Source organism: Streptomyces vietnamensis (assembly GCF_000830005.1).
Lineage (GTDB): Bacteria > Actinomycetota > Actinomycetes > Streptomycetales > Streptomycetaceae > Streptomyces > Streptomyces vietnamensis.
This window is the reverse complement of record NZ_CP010407.1, coordinates 1,088,308-1,106,773: the sequence shown is the minus strand read 5'-3', so window position 1 is coordinate 1,106,773 and position 18,466 is coordinate 1,088,308. Positions and strand designations below refer to the sequence as shown.

The window sequence follows — 18,466 nt, the reverse complement described above, 5'->3', positions numbered from 1 at the left end:
GGCCCCCGCCGCGCATGCCCAGCCCTCAGAAGGAGCCGTTCCCCGGTGAATGACCTGCCGACCGCCACGGTGCACAACAGCGTCGGCCAACTGCGCGCCGACGCCTGGAGCTCACTGACGGACCTCACCCACCGCCTCGCCGCACAGGGCGCGGACGGCCGCCCGGACACCGCCGCGCGCATCCGGGAACTCATCCGCCTCCTGGCACCCGTCGAGCACTGCTGGGCCTTCCCCGGCACGGCCGCCCTGAAGGAGCTCCGCGGGCTGTACGACCAGCGGGAGCACCGGCAACTCGCCCAGCGCACCGAGGAGTTGTATCGCGCCCTCGCCGGACACCGGCACCACGGCACCGCCCCGCACACCGCCGCCGCCCCGGGCGCCGCGCCCGACGAGACGACGGACACCGCGCACACCCCGCCCGCGCCCTCCGCCCCGTACTTCGAGGTCCTCGTCGTCGGCGACCTGGACGCCGCCGAGGAACAGGCGCTGCGCGTCGAACTGCGCCGCCTGCGCCGCTCCGACGACGAGTTCGCCTACGAGATCGTCGTCGCCCCGAGCTTCGAGGACGCGGTCATCGCGTCCCTCGTCAACTCCAGCCTCCAGGCCGTCGTCATCCGCGACCGGTTCACCGACCGCTCCCGCCACGACCTCAGCGTCGTCCGCCGCTTCTTCGACGAAGCCGCCGACACCGCCGCGACACCCGGGGACGGCGGCGAACGGATCCACGCCCTGGGCGACCGACTCCTCGCCCTGCGCCCCGAACTCGACCTCTACCTCGTGTCCGAACGGGCCGTCGAGTCCACCGCGGGCCGCCTCAGCCGCCGCTTCCGGCGCGTCTTCCACGCCCACGAAGGCCTTCTCGAACTGCACCTGTCGATCCTGCAGGGCATCGCCGAACGCCACCGCGCCCCGTTCTTCACCGCCCTGCGCGCCCACAGCCGCAAGCCCACCGGCGTCTTCCACGCCCTGCCCGTCTCCCGCGGCGCCTCGGTGCTCAACTCGCCCTGGATCCCGGAGATCGCCGACTTCTACGGCCTGAACATCTTCCTCGCCGAGACCTCCGCCACCTCCGGCGGCCTGGATTCCCTGCTCGCCCCCACCGGCCCGCTGCGCGAGGCCCAGGACCTGGCCGCCGAGGCCTTCGGCGCCCGCCAGACCTACTTCGTCACCAACGGCACGTCCACCGCCAACAAGATCGTCGTGCAGGCGCTCGTACGCCCCGGCGACATCGTGCTCGTGGACCGCAACTGCCACAAGTCCCACCACTACGGACTCGTCCTCGCCGGCGCCCACGTCGTCTACCTCGACGCCTATCCCCTCGACGAGTACGGCATGTACGGGGCCGTACCGGTGGAGGAGATCAAGCGGAAGCTGCTGATGCTCAAGCACGAGGGCGTCCTGCACCGCGTCAAGCTCCTCATGCTCACCAACTGCACCTTCGACGGGATCGTCTACAACCCCTCGCGGGTGATGGAGGAGTGCCTGGCCCTCAAGCCGGACCTGGCGTTCCTGTGGGACGAGGCCTGGTTCGCCTTCGCCCGCTTCCACCCCGTCTACCGCCGGCGCACCGCCATGGCAGCGGCCCGCACTCTCACCGACCGCTACCGCGACCCCGGGTACGCCGACGCCTACGCGGCCCACCGCGCGGGCCTCGGCGACGACCCGGACGACGAGACCCTCGTCCACACCCGCCTGATGCCCGACCCGGAGAAGGCCCGCGTCCGCGTCTACGCCACGCAGTCCACGCACAAGACGCTCACCTCGATGCGCCAGGGCTCCATGGTCCACGTCTTCGACCAGGACTTCCGCCACAAGGTCGCCGAGGTGTTCCACGAGGCGTACATGACGCACACCTCGACGTCGCCCAACTACCAGATCCTCGCCTCGATGGACCTCGGCCGCCGGCAGGCCGTCTTCGAGGGCTTCGCCCTCGTGCAGAAGCAGCTGGAACAGGCCGGCGTGCTCCGCGACGCGGTCGCCCAGCACCCGCTGCTCAGCCGCTACCTGCGCATCCTCACCACACCGGAACTCGTCCCGCCCCGCTTCCGCTCCTCCGGCATCGAACAGCCCCTGCGCACCGGCCTCGCCCGGATGGAACGGGCCTGGGAGGAGGACGAGTTCGTCCTCGACCCCACCCGCGCCACCCTGCACATCGGGCTCACCGGGATCGACGGAGACACCTTCAAGCACGACCTCCTGATGGACCGGCACGGCATCCAGGTCAACAAGACGACCCGCAACACGCTGCTGTTCATGACGAACATCGGCACCACCCGCAGCGCCGTCGCCTACCTGATCGAGGTCCTCGTCCGCATCGCCGAGGACCTGGAGGAACGCATCGGCGAGATGAGCCCGCACGACCGGGCCGCACACGACAGCGCCGCCACCGGGCTCGACGCGGGCTCCGCCGCCCTGCCCGACTTCAGCGCGTTCCACCCGGCGTTCCGGCCGAGCCCGCGCACCCCCGAGGGCGACATGCGCTCCGCGTTCTTCCTCGCCTACGACGACACCGAGTGCGAGCACCTCTCGGTGGACGCCATCACCGACGCCATGGCGCAGGGCCGTACGGTGGTCTCGGCCACGTTCGTCACCCCGTACCCGCCCGGCTTCCCCGTGCTGGTCCCCGGACAGGTCGTCAGCAAGGACGTCCTGACCTACATGGCCGCCCTCGACACCCGCGAGATCCACGGATACGACCCGGCGGCCGGATACCGGGTCTTCACCGAGACCGCCCTCGAAACCCGCCACACCGCCGAGCGCTAGCCCGACCCGTCCCGACCCGACTCGACCCGACCCACGCACCTCCTCTCCCGCGGCCCCAGGCGGCGGGGGAGGAGGTCGCGTTTTCCCGAAGGAGCGACACTTCATGGCACCCCGGATCCTGCGCGCACACGACCGGACCCCCGCACCGTGGAAGAACGGCGGCGGCATCACCACCGAGGTCCTGGCCCACCCCCAGGGCGCCGGCACCGACGACTTCGCGTGGCGGATCAGCGTCGCCGACGTCGCGAGCAGCGGCCCCTTCTCCGCGTTCGAGGGCGTCGACCGGATCATCACCGTCGTCGAGGGACCGGGCATGGCCCTCACCGTCGACGGCACGGAACACGTCGTCGACACCCGCTACGCGCCCTTCGCCTTCTCCGGCGACGCCACCACCGACTGCCGCCTCCTCGACGGCCCCATCGTCGACTTCAACGTCATGGTGCGGCGCACCGAGGCGAAGGCCGACGTGTCCGTCGAACGCCGCTCCACGGTGCTGCGCCCCGCCCCCGGGACCCGCGTCCTCGCGGTCGTCCTCGACGGCACCGCGACCCTGGACCGGGAGTCCGTCCGCCTCGGCCGGCTCGACGCGGTCCTGCTCCACGACGACGAGGACCCCGTCGACATCGTCGTCGACGGGGTCCTCGCGATCGTCGCCCTCATGGACATCCACTAGGGGAGCCGAGCGGATCCGGGCGGGAAGGCCGCGGCCGCCAGGCCGCGGCTCTCGTATGCCGGGCGGCCTGGCGGCCTGTTCAGGGGAGGGCGTCACGCCCAGGTGGTGACCGTCCGGTGCACCAGGCGCGCGCCGGCCCGCGCCGTGCGCTGGTCGACGTCGAACTCCGGATTGAGCTCGGCGACGTCGACGACCACGAGCTTGCCGCTGCGCGCGACCCGGGTGCAGACCCGCTCGACGACCTCCATCGGCACGCCGTACGCGGCGGGCGCGCTGACCCCGGGGGCGACGGCCGCCGGCAGCACGTCCAGGTCGATCGTCAGGTGCACCAGGTCGCAGCTCGCGAGGAACTCGTCGACGAACGACTCCACCCGCGCCATGTCGAGCAGCCCGCACTCGGTGTCCGCCAGGTACCGCACCCCGAGCGACGCCGCAGTGCGGAACAGCGTCTCGGTGTTCGCGGCCTGACTGATGCCGAGCACCCAGTAGTCGAGGTCACGGCCGTGCCGCCGCTCGCTCTGCGCCATCTGCAGGAACGGCGTGCCCGAGCTGGGCCGCACGTCCTCGCGGAGATCGAAGTGCGCGTCGAGGTTCAGCACGCCGAGCCGCCCGCCGGCCTTCATCGCCCGCGTCTGCTCCAGACCGCTGTACGTCCCGAACGCGACCTCGTGACCGCCGCCGAGGACCACCACCGGGTGGCCCGCGTCGACGAGGTGCGCGACCGCGCGGCCCAGCCGCCGCTGACCGGCCTCCAGGGCGTCGGCCGCGTCGCCGACGACCTCCACGTCACCGGCGTCGAGCGCCCGCAGCGGCTTCGGCAGCGCCATCGAGGCGAGGGCCCGCCGCAGGGCGTCGGGACCCTGCGCGGCACCCTGCCGCCCCTTGTTGCGGCGTACGCCCTCGTCACTGGCGAATCCGACGAACGCCACGTCGCCCGGCTCCGTCAGCTCCGGATCGAGCTCGACGGCCTTGTGCCAGCGCAGGTGCTCCGCACCGGGCCCGTCGTCCCGGCCCGACCAGGGCCGGGCCGGAACGTCGGTGACCGGGGGAGCGGTCTGCTGGAACGCGCTCACGCCGCGCCGTCCCCGGTCTCCGTCATCGGGACGCGCACGCCGCGCTCCTTGGCGACCGAGGCGGCGTACTCGTAACCGGCGTCGACGTGCCGGATGACACCCATGCCGGGGTCGTTCGTCAGGACGCGCTCCAGCTTCCTGGCGGCCAGCTCGGTGCCGTCGGCGATGCAGACCTGGCCGGCGTGGATGGAGCGGCCCATGCCGACGCCGCCGCCGTGGTGGATGGACACCCAGGAGGCGCCGGAGGAGGTGTTCACCAGGGCGTTGAGCAGCGGCCAGTCGGCGATGGCGTCGGAGCCGTCGAGCATCGACTCGGTCTCGCGGTACGGGGAGGCCACGGAGCCGGAGTCGAGGTGGTCGCGGCCGATGGCGACGGGGGCGGACAGCTCGCCGTTCGCCACCATCTCGTTGAACTTCAGGCCGGCCAGGTGGCGTTCGCCGTAGCCGAGCCAGCAGATGCGCGCGGGCAGGCCCTCGAACGAGACGCGCTCGCCGGCCATGTCCAGCCAGCGGTGCAGGTGCTTGTTCTCGGGGAACAGCTCCTTGATCGCGGCGTCCGTCCTGGCGATGTCGGCCGGGTCGCCGGACAGCGCGGCCCAGCGGAACGGGCCGAGGCCCTCCTCGAACAGCGGGCGGATGTGCGCCGGGACGAAGCCGGGGAAGTCGAAGGCGCGGTCGTAACCGGCCTTGCGGGCCTCGTCGCGGATCGAGTTGCCGTAGTCGAAGACCTCGGCGCCCTTGTCGAGGAAGCCGACCATGGCCTCGACGTGCAGGGCCATCGACTTGCGCGAGCGCTCGGTGAAGCCGGCCGGGTCGGCCTCGCGCTCGTTGTGCCAGTCCTCGACCGAGATGCCGACGGGCAGGTAGGCCAGCGGGTCGTGGGCGGAGGTCTGGTCGGTGACGATGTCGATCGGGGCCTCGCGGCGCAGCAGCTCCGGGAAGATCTCGGCGGCGTTGCCGACGACGCCGATGGACAGGCCGCGGCGCTCGTCGCGGGCCTGGACGGCCAGTTCGAGGGCGTGGTCGAGGTTGTCGGCCTTCACGTCCAGGTAGCGGGTGCCGATGCGGCGGTCGATGCGCGTCTCGTCGACGTCGACGCAGATCGCGACGCCGTCGTTCATCGTCACGGCCAGCGGCTGGGCGCCACCCATGCCGCCCATGCCGGCGGTCAGCGTGATCGTGCCGGCCAGGGTGCCGTCGAACTTCTTGCGGGCGACGGCGCCGAAGGTCTCGTACGTGCCCTGCAGGATGCCCTGCGAACCGATGTAGATCCACGAACCGGCCGTCATCTGGCCGTACATGGTCAGGCCCTCGGCCTCCAGCTTGCGGAACTCCTCCCAGTTGGCCCAGTCGCCCACCAGGTTGGAGCTGGCGAGCAGCACGCGCGGCGCCCACTCGTTCGTGCGCATCACGCCGACCGGCTTGCCGGACTGCACGAGGAGGGTCTCGTCGTCCTTGAGGGTCTTGAGCGTGCGGACGATCGCGTCGTACGCCTCGTGGTTGCGGGCGGCCTTCCCGGTACCGCCGTAGACGACGAGGTCCTCGGGGTGCTCGGCGACCTCGGGGTCGAGGTTGTTCATGAGCATCCGCAGGGCGCCTTCCTGCTGCCATCCGAGGCAGTTCAGTTCGGTGCCGCGCGGGGCCCGGACGACGCCCGGCGCTTCGTGGGAAGGGCTGGTCATGTGTGCTCCTCAGGGGGATCGAGCCGTTGTGCACCCTCATGACACGCGAGCGGCGGAGCCGGGACCAGCGGCGGCGCCCGCATCTCTCGGATCCGAGACACTTCCCCGGCAAGGGGGACCGTCGGCCCGTTCGCCGACGGCACCGCTCCCATAGGATCGTCGCAGGCAGGAGGCAGGGGGAGCGGATGGCGAGGACGGTGGGCGGCGTGGTCGTGGACCCGGCGGAGCTGGCCCGGTGGTACGCGCAGGGTGCGGGCGGTTCCGTCCCCGCGTACCAGCGCGTTAAGGAGCTCGTCGAGCGGCAGATCAGGAACGGCCACTGGCAGGAGGACGACGCCCTGCCCTCGGAGAGCCAGTTCGTCGACGCCCTCGGCCTGTCCCGTATGACCGTCAACCGTGCCCTGCGCGAGCTCGCCGCCGAGGGCGTCATCCGGCGCGTCATGGGCGTCGGAAGCTTCGTCGCCCAGCGCAAGGCCAGCTCCGCGCTCCTGGAGGTCCACAACATCGCCGACGAGGTCCACGCCCGCGGTCACCGCTACGGGGCCCGCGTGCTGTCCCTGGGCGAGGAGCGGGCCGACGAGCGGACCACCGCGCACCTCGGGCTCGGCAAGGGGGAGCCGGTCTTCCGCTCCCGGGTCGTGCACCTGGAGGACGGCGTGCCGCTCCAGCTGGAGGACCGCTACGTCAACCCGGCCTTCGCCCCCGGCTATCTGGAGCAGGACTTCACGCTGCAGACGCCGTACACGTTCCTGTCGAAGGTCGCGCCGCTCGGCCGGGGCGAGCACATCGTGGAGGCGGTCCTGGCGTCGCCCGAGGAGTGCGAGATCCTCGGCATCGGGCCGTCCGAGCCGTGCCTGATGATCCTGCGCCGCACGTGGTCGCGGGACGAGCTCGTGAGCATCGCGCGCCTGCTCCACCCAGGCTCCCGCTACCGCCTCGAAGGCGCGTTCGCCACGCACTGAGACGGCCGGGTCCGGTCTTTCGGCTCGGGCGGCGGTCCTCGGCACCGGTCCGCTCAGGCGGCGGTCTGCGTCCCCGTGCCCGTCGGTGCGTGTCCCGAGACCGCCGCGGTCAGCCGCGCCGCACCCTGCGCCAGGGCCTGGTGCACCTCCTCGGTGTCGTGCCGGCCGTGGTGGCGGCGCCAGGTGGTGCTGATCGCGGCGACCGGCCGTTCGTTGTGGTCGAACGCGGCCACCCCCATCGAGCAGAAGCCCTGGGACACCAGCTCCACCTCCTGCGACCAGCCGCGCTCCCGCTCCCGGGCCAGCTCGCCGGTCAGTTCCGGAAGGGAGCGCGGCCCGCGGCCGGTGCGGGTGGTCAGATCGCCGGGCCGGGGGAACAGCGCCCGCAGCTGTGCCTCCGAGGTGTGGGCGAGGATGGCGCGGCCGTTGGCCGTCAGATGGGCCGGCAGGCGCACGCCGACGTCCGTCACGAGTGCGATGTCGATGTCCCCCGCCCGGGCCGGTGGGCGCTCCTTGAGCAGGTAGACGGTCTCCGCGCCGTGCAGGATCCCCAGGTGCACGGTCTGGCCGAGGCGGCTCGCGGCCGCGCGCAGGATCGGCCGGGCGAGCCGCTCGAGGGGTTCGTGGCGCAGATAGGCCGAGCCCACCTCGAAGGAGGACACGCCGAGCCCGTACGCCTGCTCCGACGGGACGTACGTGACGAAGCCGCGGTCGGTCAGCACGGTGAGGATGTGGTACGCGGACGAGCGCGGAATGCCCAGGTCACGGGCGAGGGTGGCGGCCTGTACGAGACCGGGCCGGGCGGCCAGGTACAGGAGCATGTCGAGGGCGCGCGCGACCGCCGGGGAGGCGCTCGACGCGGTACCGGACGTCTCTTTGCGTTCACTCATCGGATCACCTCTTGACGCACCTGTATAGACAGGAATATACAGGCTGGCATTCGCCGTCGAGAGCTCGGACGACGGGCAGGTGCCGCGAGGCGCATCGCCCGCCCAGGTCTCCTCCGGCATCCGCCCCCCAGAGGGAGACATTCGTTTGCGCACCGAAAACACCGGCCTGAGCCGCGGGCTCAACTCCCGGCACATCCGCTTCATCGCCCTCGGTTCGGCGATCGGCACCGGGCTCTTCTACGGCTCCTCCGAGTCCATCCGGGCGGGCGGCCCCGCCGTCCTGCTCGCCTATCTGATCGGCGGCGCCGCCGTCTTCCTCGTCCTGAGGTCCCTCGGCGAGATGGCCGTGGCGTCCCCCAGCGCCGGCTCCTTCGGCGAGTACGCGAACCGCCACCTCGGGCCGCTCGCCGGCTTCCTCACCGGCTGGACGTACGCCTTCGAGTTGGTCATCGTGGCCGTCGCCGACGTCACGGCCATCGGCGTCTACATGGGCTTCTGGTTCCCCGAAGTCCCGCGCTGGATCTGGGTCCTGGCCGCCGTCCTCATCGTCGGCGCGCTCAACCTCGTCAGCGTCAAGGTCTTCGGCGAGCTGGAGTTCTGGCTGTCCCTCGTGAAGATCGTCGCCATCGTCGCGATGATCGTCGTCGGCATCGTGGTCATCGCCCTCGGCCTCGGCACCGGCCACGTCCACGTCGGCATCGACAACCTGTGGAACAACGGCGGGTTCTTCGCCGGCGGCATCGACGGCTGGGTGGTCTCGTTCGCCATCGTCATGTTCGCCTTCGGCGGCACCGAGATCATCGGCGTCACCGCCGGCGAGGCGGAGTCCCCGGAGAAGACCATCCCGGGCGCGGTGAACTCCATCCCGCTGCGCATCGTCCTGTTCTACGTCCTGACCCTCGCCGTGATCATGTCGATCACCCCGTGGCAGCAGATCAGCGACTCGGGCAGCCCCTTCGTGCAGATCTTCGCCGGTGTCGGCCTCAAGTCCGCGGCCGCGGTCCTCAACGTCGTGGTCCTCACCGCCGCCCTGTCCGCCGTCAACAGCGACATCTTCGCCGCGGGCCGCACCATGTACGGCCTCGCCGAGCGCGGGCACGGCCCCGCCGCCATGCGCCGCACGACCCCCGACGGCGTGCCCTGGGTGACCACCCTCGTCATGATCGGCGCCCTGCTCTTCGGCGTCGTGATGAACGCGGTCGTCCCCGGCGAGATCTTCCTGATCATCGCCTCCATCGCCACGTTCGCGACGGTCTTCGTCTGGGTGATGATCATGCTCACCCACCTCAAGGCCCGCGGCGCGATGTCCCCCGAGGAGTCCGCGGCCCTGAAGTTCCCGGCCCCGTTCTGGCCCTACGGCCAGATCGTCACCCTCGTCTTCATGGCGGCGGTGCTGGTTTTGCTCGGCGTCCACGAGAGCACGCGCGTGGCGCTCGAGGTCGGCGTGGTCTGGCTGGCGCTCCTCACGGCGGTCTACCTCCTGGCGGTCCGCCGCCGGCAGCACCGGCCCGCAGTCGGCACCGCCCCGGCCGACACCCCTGTGGCGGAGGAGCGGGCCGAGATCGCCGTCTGACCTGTCGTGAACGGTCGCCGCGGCCGGATTCCGACCGCGGCGTCACGGTGGGCCGAGCGCCCCCTGCGGCCAGAACCGGGACAGGGACGACTCCTTGAACGGCTGCGGGCTCACGGTGAGGTCGCCCGCGAAGGGCCGGTCCAACACCAGGACCAGGAGCAGACTGAAGCCGATCAGTCCGGCGACGCTCGCCACGAAGAGGAACTGCATCCTCAGGCTGCGCAGGCCGTAGAGGAAGGTCAGCAGGATGATGACCACCGCGCCGCCGTAGACCAGGACCTGGAGCAGCACCGGCAGCTCGTTCCTGGCGATGTTGATCCGTTCCCGCCGCATGGCGGCCGCGTCGTTGAGCCGGGTGACGGCCTCCCCGTAGAAAGCCTGGTCGCGCGCCGTGGGCGGGTCGTATGCCTCCACTGCGTCGTACATCTCGTCGACCTGCTTGGACGTGGTGGCAAAACTCGGTCGGCCGTCGCGCATCCTCGGCCACTGCACCTCGACCACGGCGTGCACGTACTCGCTCACCGCCTTGTCGACCCGCGCCCGCTCCGCGGGCGGGAAGGACCGCGTGGAGCGAACGACGAGAGAGACGTCGGTGGCCTCCTGGAAGACCACGGTCTGGGTGTGGTCCAGCTGGGTCCACAGGTTGACGACCACGAACGCGAGGATGATCCCGTAGATCGCGCCGAACATGCCAAGCACGACGCCGACCATCTCGTTGTGTTCGCCCTCGGCCAGGCGGGGGAACCGACGGCGGGCGAGCGCGCTGCCGCCGACGGCGACGAGCACGATCGAACCGACCATGAGCAGGGCCAGCACGAACGTGCTCAGGTGGTTGAGCAGCCACAGCGCCACAAGCAGCCTCCGGGGAAGTGGGTCACCGCACGCTGACGGTCGAGGTCGACGGCGACCGTCCCGCTCACTCGGCCGCCTCCCGACAGGCTAGGCAGGGCCGCATCCATGCCACGACCTCGTAGACCCGCCTGGCCCAGGGCCTGTCCGGCGAACCACACGACCGCACCGAAGGGTCACCGGTCCGGGGCCGCCTCCGGGCGCGCGTACGTCCGGCCCTTCCACGCCGCGCCCCGGCCCCGGTAGTGACGGACCGCCGAGTCCACCGTCATCAGGAGATAGAGGAACGCGGTGAACGGCAGGAGCGGGGCGAGCCGGAGCGGCTGCCGGTAGTAGCGGAGCATCGGCACGTACGTCCCCGCCATCACCGCCCACGCGACCCCGCCCGCCCACGCCGCCGGCGCGTCCCCGGTCCACACTCCCGCCACCAGGGCCACCGGCGGCAGCAGGTACACCAGCGCGAGCCCCGCCACCGTCCCCACGAGCAGCAGAGGGTTGTGCCGCAGCTGCGCGTACGCGCTCCGCGCGATCATCCGCCACAGCTCGCCGAGCCCCGGATACGGGCGGACGCTGTCCACCCGCTCCGCGAGCCCCAGCCAGATCCGGCCCCCGGCCCGCCGCACCGCCCGCGCGAGCGACACGTCGTCGATCACCGCCTGCCGGATCGCCTCCGGCACGTCCGCCGCCACCGCCGTCTCCGTCCGCAGCAGCACGCAGCCGCCCGCGGCGGCCGTCGCCAGCGGCCGCGCCCGGTTGATCCACCGGAAGGGGTAGAGCTGGGCGAAGAAGTAGACGAACGCCGGGACGACCAGGCGCTCCCAGAAGCTCGCGACCCGGAGCCGGGCCATCTGCGACACCAGGTCCAGGTCGTGGTCCACGGCCGCCGCCACGAGCCGCCGCAGGCTGTCCGGCTCGTGCGCGATGTCCGCGTCCGTCAGGAGGAGGTACTCCGGCCCACGCGCGCGTGCCTGCGCCATTCCGTGCCGCAGCGCCCACAGCTTCCCCGTCCAGCCCGGCTCCGGCTCTCCCGGCGACACCACGGTCAGCGGCAGCCCGCCGTACCGGCCGGACAGCTCCACGGCCAGCTTCCCCGTACCGTCCGTACTCCCGTCGTCGACGAGGAAGACCTCCGCGGTCCCCGGATAGTCCTGTACGAGGAGCGAGGGCAGGCTCAGCGGCAGCACCTCCGCCTCGTCCCGCGCCGGCACCACGACCGCCACCCGCGGCCACGGCTCGGGCCGTGTCCGTCGCTCCGGCGGCAGCCGCTGATCCGTGCGCCAGAAGAAGCCCTGGCCGAGCAGCAGCCAGACCCAGGCGGCCAGGGAGATCGTCGAGAACCAGGCGAGGGTGCTCATTCGCGGCAGTCTGCCCCAGATCGCGGGGCATACACGGCTCATCGGCTAGGGTGACCGGGTGAAGATCGCGCTCATGGACTCCGGAATCGGCCTCCTCCCCGCGGCGGCCGCGGTGCGCCGGCTCCGGCCGGACGCGGATCTGCTGCTCTCCAACGACCCCGACGGCATGCCGTGGGGCCCGCGCACCCCCGAGGACCTGACGGGGCGCGCCCTCGACGTCGCCCTCGCCGCCGCCGAGCACCGCCCGCAGGCGCTCATCGTGGCCTGCAACACCGCCACCGTGCACGCCCTGCCCGCCCTCCGCGCCGCCCTCGAACCGGACGTCCCCGTCATCGGCACCGTCCCCGCGATCAAGCCGGCCGCCGCGGCCGGCGGCAAGGTCGCCATCTGGGCCACCCCCGCCACCACCGGCAGCGCCTACCAGCGCGGACTCATCCGCGACTTCGCCGAGGGCGCCGAGGTCACCGAGGTGCCCTGCCCCGGGCTCGCCGACGCCGTCGAGCACGCCGACCGGGACGCCGTGGACGCCGCCGTCGCCGCGGCGGCCGCCCTCACCCCGCCCGACGTCCGCGCCGTCGTCCTCGGCTGCACCCACTACGAACTGGTCGAGGAGCGGATCCTCGCCGCCCTGGAGGTCCACCGCCTGGCCGGGCTGCCGCCGATCGTCTTCCACGGCTCCGCCGACGCCGTCGCCGCGCAGGCCCTGCGCCGGATCGGCGCCGAGCCCGCGCCCGACGCGGCCCCCACCGGCACCCTCTCCGTCCTGCTCAGCGGGCGGCCCGGGGACCTCCCCGCCACCGCCCTGGCCTACGCCGAGGGCCGCACCCTCGCGCCGGCCGCCGTGCGCTGAACGCTCCCGGGGACGGCGTACCGGACATCCCGGCGCCGCGCACCGACACTCCTCGCCGACCGTCACCGAGCGTCACGGGGCGATCGCGTTCCGGCGCGCTGATCCCGTGGAACCTGGGTACCCTCCCCTTATGAGGGAGCATTCCCGGAACCCGCACCCCCGCGCCGACGAGCCGGCGCCCGCCGTCTGGACCGGTCGCGCCACCAACCGCTTCCAGTGGATCGCGGCCGTCGCCGGCGCCGCCTGCATGGCCCTGGGCATCACCCTCGCCGTCGAGTCCCCGTGGACCTCCGGCATCGCCGCCCTCCTCATGGCGGTGATCGGCTGCGTCGCGGCCGGACTCCTCGTCCTCTTCGGCACCCTCGCCTTCGTCCACGTCGCCGTGAAGGTCGACGACCGCGCCATGGAGGTCCGCTGCGGCCACATCGGCGTGCCGCGCCGCCGCATCCCGCTCGCCCAGGTCGTCGGCGCCGACTTCGCGCCGAGCGTCACCCCGCGCCAGTGGGGCGGCTGGGGCTACCGCTGGCGGCCCGAGAAGGGCACGGCCGTGATCGTCCGGCGCGGCGAGGGCCTGGTCCTGCGCCTCGGCGACGGCCTCACCTTCACGGTGACCGTCGACGACGCCGAATCCGCGGTCCGCGTCATCCGCGCCCGCCTCCGCCACCCGGCGCCGCCGGTCCCGCCCGCGGCGACCGGTGTGTGACCCGACGGGGCAGTTCACGGGGGCTTCGGGCCGGGCCGTACCGCTCTCCTCGCGGCCGGGGACGACACGTAGACTCCGCAAGGTGAGCGCCACCATCACCCCCGTCGACGCGTCCGGACCCGACACCGCACCCACGCCGGTCTCCCGGCTGCGGCGGTTCGTGCGGCCCGGGGCGGCTCTGCTGTCCGGGTTCCTGCTCTTCCTGAGCTTCCCGCCGCGCCCCCTGTGGTGGCTCGCGCTGCCCGCCTTCGCCCTGCTCGGCTGGACCCTGCGGGGCCGCCGGCTCCGCGCCGGGTTCGGCCTCGGCTACCTCGCCGGACTCGGCTTCCTGCTCCCGCTCCTCGTGTGGACCGGTGAGGAGGTCGGCGCCGGTCCGTGGCTCGCGCTCGCCGCCGTCGAGGCACTGTTCGTCGCCGCCGCCGGACTCGGCATCGCAGCCGTCTCCCGGCTCCCCTGGTGGCCCTTCTTCGCCGCCGGGGTGTGGATCCTCGCGGAGGGGGCACGCGCGCGCGTGCCCTTCGGCGGCTTCCCCTGGGGCAAGGTCGCCTTCGGGCAGGCCGACGGCCTCTTCCTGCCGCTCGCCGCCGTCGGCGGCACCCCGGTGCTCGGCTTCGCCGTCGCCCTCTGCGGCTTCGGCCTGTACGAGGCGTACCGGCGGTTCCGTGCCTGGCGGGCCACCGGCGCCGTGCCGCGCGGCCCGCTCGCCGCCGCGGCGCTCTCCGTCCTCGTCCCGGTCACCGGCGCCCTCGCCGCACTGCCCCTCGTCGACGACTCCGCCGAGGACGGCACCGCCACCGTCGCCGCCGTCCAGGGCAACGTGCCCCGCCTCGGCCTCGACTTCAACGCCCAGCGCCGGGCCGTCCTCGACAACCACGTGGCCCGCACCCGCGAGCTCGCCCAGGCCGTCAAGGAGGGCCGCGAGCCGCAGCCCGACTTCGTGCTGTGGCCGGAGAACTCCTCCGACATCGACCCGTACGCGAACGCCGACGCGGCCGACGTCATCGACGGCGCCGTCAGGGCGATCGGCGTGCCCACCGTGATCGGCGCCGTCGTCACCCCCGAGACCGGCAAGCTCCGCAACACCCTCATCGAGTGGGACCCCGAGCGCGGCCCCGTCGCCACGTACGACAAGCGGCACGTCCAGCCCTTCGGCGAGTACATCCCGATGCGGTCCTTCGTACGGATCTTCAACAGCAACGTCGACCGGGTGGCCCGGGACTTCGGCGCCGGCACCAAGGTCGGCGTCTTCGACCTCGCCGGTACGAAGGTCGGCCTCGCGACCTGCTACGAGGCGGCCTTCGACTGGGCCGTGCGCGACACCGTCACCCACGGCGCCCAGCTGATCACCGTCCCCAGCAACAACGCCACCTTCGGCCGCAGCGAGATGACCTACCAGCAGCTCGCGATGAGCCGGGTGCGCGCGGTCGAGCACAGCCGGTCGGTCGTCGTGCCCGTCACCAGCGGGGTCAGCGCGATCATCCGCCCCGACGGCGAGATCGTCGCGCAGACGAAGATGTTCACCCCGGACGTCCTGGTCGAGAAGGTGCCGCTGCGCTCCTCGCAGACCCCCGCGACCCGCCTGGGCACCCTGCCCGAGGCCCTGCTCGCGGTGCTCGCGGCGGCCGGTCTCGGCTGGGCCACCGCCCGCGCGGTGCGCGCCCGCCGCACCCCGGCGGCCTGAGGCCCCGAGGAGGCCCGCCGCACCCCCCGGCCCCGATCCGCAGATGATCTAGGGTCGGGGCATGGGTACTCCTGACTTCATCCGCGAACTGCGCGAGACGGCCGGCCACCAGCTGCTCTTCCTGCCGGGCGTCAGCGCCGTCGTCTTCGACGACCAGGGACGGGTCCTGCTCGGCAAGCGCGCCGACAACGGCCTCTGGGCGATCATCGGCGGCATCGTCGACCCGGGGGAGCAGCCCGCCGACGCCGTGGTGCGCGAGGTGCACGAGGAGACCGCCGTGCGCTGCGTGCCCGAGCGGATCGTGCTCGTGGAGACCCTGCGCAAGCCCGTCGTCTACCCCAACGGCGACATCTGCCAGTACATGGACGTCGCGTTCCGCTGCCGGGCGGTCGGGGGCGAGGCACGGGTCAACGACGACGAGTCGACCGAGGTCGGCTGGTTCGGCGTGAACGAGCTGCCCGAGATGAAGCGCTTCTCGTACCTGCGGATCGAGAAGGCGCTCGCCGATGAACCCACATGGTTCCGCACCACAGCGACCAGCTGAACTATGGGCCCGGCGCACATCGGTGGGGGACGGGCCCGTTCATAGGGTGCGGAGCATGAGCGCCCCCATCACCGTCCCCGGCACCGAGCCCGGCGCGGACGTCGCCTCGCCCCTGCCCCGCGCCGCGGGCCTCGCCCTCGACCTCACCGGCCGCACCGCGCTCGTCACCGGCGCGGCCGGCGGCATCGGGCGCGCCTGCGCGCTGCGGCTCGCCGCCGCCGGGGCCCGGGTCAGAGCCGTCGACCGGGCCGCCGAGGGCCTTCGGACCCTGGCCGAGGAGGCCGACGCGCTCCCCGGCACCCTCGAGACCCAGCTCCTCGACCTGACCGACCTGGACGCGGCGGAAGCCGCGGCCGTCGGCACCGACATCCTCGTCAACAACGCCGGGATCCAGCTGGTCCGCCCCATCGAGGAGTTCCCGCCGGACGTCTTCCACACCGTGCTCACCGTGATGCTGGAAGCGCCCTTCCGGCTCATCCGGGGCGCCCTGCCCCACATGTACGAGCAGGGCTGGGGGCGGATCGTGAACCTCTCCTCCGTCCACGGGCTGCGCGCCTCCGCCTTCAAGTCCGCCTATGTGGCCGCCAAACACGGTCTGGAGGGCCTCTCCAAGACCGCCGCCCTCGAAGGCGCGCCGCACGGCGTCACCTCCAACTGCGTCAACCCCGGCTACGTCCGCACCCCGCTCGTCGAGAAGCAGATCGCCGACCAGGCCGCCGCCCACGGCATCCCGCCCGAGCGCGTCCTGACCGAGGTCCTCCTCAAGGACTCGGCGCTCAAGCGGCTCATCGAACCGGAGGAGGTCGCCGAAGCCGTCCTCTACCTCTGCAGCCCCCAGGCCTCGTTCATCACCGGCACCTCCCTCACCCTCGACGGCGGCTGGACCGCCCACTGAGCCAGGCCCCTGGACCGTTCGTCCACAGGGGTGGTGCGACCACACGTACGGCAGGTATCCCTGTGTCCATGTCCCATGAACACGTCTCCTACCTGGAACTCCTCGCCCGGGGAGCGGCGTCGGAGGCCTACGACCGGCCCGTGCTGCTCGCCCGCGCGAGCGGCGCGGGCCCCGAGGCGCTGGCCGAGCTCGAAGCGGCCAAACAGCTCGCGCTGCGGGTCCGGGCCGAGCTGGAGGGGCGGCGGCGCCGCGAGGCGGAGCTGTCCGCGCTCTTCGCCACCGCCCACGACCTCGCGGGACTCCGCGACCTCGACGCGGTGCTGCGCGCCATCGTCCAGCGAGCCCGCTCGCTCCTGGGCACCGAGGTCGCCTACCTCAGCCTCAACGACCCGGCCGCCGGCGACACCTACATGCGGGTCACGGAGGGCTCGGTCTCCGCCCGGTTCCAGCAGGTCCGCCTCGGCATGGGCGAGGGGCTCGGCGGCCTCGTCGCCCAGACCGCCCGCCCCTACGTCACCGAGGACTACTTCCAGGACCCGCGCTTCCAGCACACCCGCACCATCGACGCGGCCGTACGGGACGAGGGCCTCGTCGCCATCCTCGGCGTGCCGCTCAGCCTCGGCAGCCAGGTCATCGGCGTGCTGTTCGCCGCCGACCGCAGGGCCAGGGTCTTCGAGCGCGAACAGGTCGCGCTGCTCGGCTCCTTCGCCGCGCACGCCGCCGTCGCCATCGACACCGCCAACCTGCTCGCCGAGACCCGCTCGGCCCTCGCCGAACTGGAGCGGGCCAACGACATCATCCGCGAGCACAGCGCCGTCATCGAGCGGGCCTCCGAGGTCCACGACCGGCTCTCCGAACTGGTCCTGCACGGCGGCGGCGTCCACGACGTGGCCGACGCCGTCTCCGAGGTCCTCGGCGGCACCGTCGAGTTCACCGAGACGGGCGCCGGCTCGGCCCGCCGCGCCGGGGGCCACGCGGTCCGCGAGGGCGACGACTGGGTGGCCGCCGTGTCCGCCGGCGGCGAGACCCTCGGCGCGCTCGTGCTCCACGGACAGCCCGAGCTCGACCCGGTCGACCAGCGCACCCTGGAGCGCGCCGCCCTGGTGACCTCCCTGCTGCTGCTCGCCCGCCGCTCGGCGGGCGAGGCCGAGCAACGGGTGCGCGGCGAGCTCCTCGACGACCTCCTCGACGCCCCCGACCGGGACCGCCGTCTGCTGCGCGAGCGCGCCGCCCGCCTCCGTACCGACAGCGAGGCCCCGCACGTCGTGCTCGCCGCCCGCATCGACCGGGCCGCCGACGCGGCCGTCGCCGACCCCGACGCGGGCGGCCGCGAGAGCGCCGACCGCCAGCGCCTGTGGTCGGCCGCCTCGCACCTGGCCGCCACCCGCCACGGACTCGCCTCGGCCCGCGACGGCGGCACGGTCCTGCTGCTTCCGCTCGGCCCGGGGGAGAGCGCCGCCGACCTCGCCCGGCAGACCGCCCGGGACCTCGGCGGCACCCTGCGCGAGCCGGTCACCGTCGGCGCCTCCGCTCCCGTACGGACGCTCCTCGACCGCCCGGACCAGGTGGCCGTCGCGTACGAGGAGGCCCGCCGCTGCCTGGACGCGCTCGTCCTGCTGCACCGCTCGGGCCAGGGCGCGGCCGCCGAGGACCTCGGCTTCCTCGGCCTCCTCCTCGCCGACGGACGGGACATCGACGGCTTCGTGGGCCGGACGATCGGCCAGGTCGTCGACTACGACCGGCGGCGCGGCACCGATCTGGTCCGCACCCTGGACGCCTACTTCGCCAGCGGCATGAGCCCGGCCCGCACCAAGGACGAACTCCACGTCCACGTCAACACGGTGGCCCAGCGCCTGGAGCGCGTCGGCCGGCTCCTCGGCCCCGACTGGCAGTCCCCGGCCCGCGCCCTGGAGATCCAGCTCGCGCTGCGCCTGCACGCGATGTCGGCAGCCGTCGCCCGCTGAACGGCGGCG

At 73.0% G+C, this 18,466-nt stretch carries 15 protein-coding genes; 10 read left to right on the top strand and 5 right to left on the bottom strand.

What is annotated here, in order from left to right; genetic code table 11:
• Positions 1-45: 45 nt before the first annotated feature.
• Together SVTN_RS04725 and SVTN_RS04720 are read left to right on the top strand one after the other, a co-directional pair.
• Entirely contained in the window at positions 46-2,763 is a 2,718-nt protein-coding gene (locus tag SVTN_RS04725) for an aminotransferase class I/II-fold pyridoxal phosphate-dependent enzyme (RefSeq protein ID WP_099055162.1), read from the top strand.
• Between the two features lie 103 nt (positions 2,764-2,866).
• The gene (locus SVTN_RS04720; RefSeq protein ID WP_041127919.1) at positions 2,867-3,436 is read left to right on the top strand and encodes a HutD/Ves family protein; all 570 of its coding nucleotides are present in this window, start codon (positions 2,867-2,869) and stop codon (positions 3,434-3,436) included.
• Positions 3,437-3,528: 92 nt separating this feature from the next.
• On the opposite strand, the gene hutG is transcribed toward SVTN_RS04720, so the two are convergent.
• Together hutG and hutU are read right to left on the bottom strand one after the other, a co-directional pair.
• A complete protein-coding gene (gene hutG, locus SVTN_RS04715) occupies positions 3,529-4,509 on the bottom strand; it encodes a formimidoylglutamase (protein ID WP_052498971.1) in 981 nt (326 codons plus the stop codon).
• Positions 4,506-6,191, bottom strand: a complete 1,686-nt coding sequence (gene hutU, locus SVTN_RS04710) for a urocanate hydratase (RefSeq protein ID WP_041127918.1) — start codon at positions 6,189-6,191, stop codon at positions 4,506-4,508. Before hutU ends, hutG begins: the two co-directional genes overlap by 4 nt.
• A gap of 185 nt (positions 6,192-6,376) precedes the next feature.
• Here hutU and hutC point away from each other — a divergent pair, with 185 nt between their 5' ends.
• Entirely contained in the window at positions 6,377-7,153 is a 777-nt protein-coding gene (gene hutC / locus SVTN_RS04705) for a histidine utilization transcriptional repressor HutC (RefSeq protein ID WP_052498970.1), read from the top strand.
• A 53-nt stretch (positions 7,154-7,206) separates the two neighbouring features.
• Here hutC and SVTN_RS04700 read toward each other — a convergent pair whose 3' ends face one another.
• The gene (locus SVTN_RS04700; protein WP_041127917.1) at positions 7,207-8,043 is read right to left on the bottom strand and encodes an IclR family transcriptional regulator; all 837 of its coding nucleotides are present in this window, start codon (positions 8,041-8,043) and stop codon (positions 7,207-7,209) included.
• A 145-nt stretch (positions 8,044-8,188) separates the two neighbouring features.
• Between SVTN_RS04700 and SVTN_RS04695 the strand changes: the two genes are divergently transcribed.
• Positions 8,189-9,616, top strand: a complete 1,428-nt coding sequence (locus tag SVTN_RS04695; RefSeq protein ID WP_041127916.1) for an amino acid permease — start codon at positions 8,189-8,191, stop codon at positions 9,614-9,616.
• A 42-nt stretch (positions 9,617-9,658) separates the two neighbouring features.
• On the opposite strand, the gene SVTN_RS04690 is transcribed toward SVTN_RS04695, so the two are convergent.
• Both SVTN_RS04690 and SVTN_RS04685 read right to left on the bottom strand, forming a co-directional pair.
• Positions 9,659-10,468: a bestrophin-like domain gene (locus SVTN_RS04690; RefSeq protein WP_041127915.1), complete on the bottom strand. Its 810-nt coding sequence runs from the start codon at positions 10,466-10,468 to the stop codon at positions 9,659-9,661.
• A 173-nt stretch (positions 10,469-10,641) separates the two neighbouring features.
• Entirely contained in the window at positions 10,642-11,820 is a 1,179-nt protein-coding gene (locus SVTN_RS04685) for a glycosyltransferase (protein WP_041127914.1), read from the bottom strand.
• A gap of 58 nt (positions 11,821-11,878) precedes the next feature.
• Between SVTN_RS04685 and SVTN_RS04680 the strand changes: the two genes are divergently transcribed.
• From SVTN_RS04680 to SVTN_RS04655, 6 genes are all read left to right on the top strand, one after another.
• Positions 11,879-12,670, top strand: coding sequence for a glutamate racemase (locus tag SVTN_RS04680; RefSeq protein WP_041127913.1), 792 nt, complete (start codon positions 11,879-11,881; stop codon positions 12,668-12,670).
• Between the two features lie 130 nt (positions 12,671-12,800).
• Positions 12,801-13,373 carry a hypothetical protein gene (locus SVTN_RS04675; protein WP_041127912.1) on the top strand — a complete coding sequence of 191 codons (573 nt, stop codon included), beginning with the start codon at positions 12,801-12,803 and terminating at the stop codon, positions 13,371-13,373.
• Positions 13,374-13,455: 82 nt separating this feature from the next.
• Positions 13,456-15,054 carry an apolipoprotein N-acyltransferase gene (gene lnt / locus SVTN_RS04670; protein WP_041127911.1) on the top strand — a complete coding sequence of 533 codons (1,599 nt, stop codon included), beginning with the start codon at positions 13,456-13,458 and terminating at the stop codon, positions 15,052-15,054.
• A gap of 61 nt (positions 15,055-15,115) precedes the next feature.
• Positions 15,116-15,598: an NUDIX hydrolase gene (locus SVTN_RS04665; protein WP_041127910.1), complete on the top strand. Its 483-nt coding sequence runs from the start codon at positions 15,116-15,118 to the stop codon at positions 15,596-15,598.
• Between the two features lie 55 nt (positions 15,599-15,653).
• The gene (locus SVTN_RS04660) at positions 15,654-16,493 is read left to right on the top strand and encodes a 3-hydroxybutyrate dehydrogenase (RefSeq protein ID WP_245727442.1); all 840 of its coding nucleotides are present in this window, start codon (positions 15,654-15,656) and stop codon (positions 16,491-16,493) included.
• Between the two features lie 68 nt (positions 16,494-16,561).
• Positions 16,562-18,457 (top strand): helix-turn-helix domain-containing protein, encoded by a 1,896-nt coding sequence (locus SVTN_RS04655; RefSeq protein ID WP_041127909.1) that lies wholly within the window; start codon positions 16,562-16,564, stop codon positions 18,455-18,457.
• Positions 18,458-18,466: the final 9 nt, after the last annotated feature.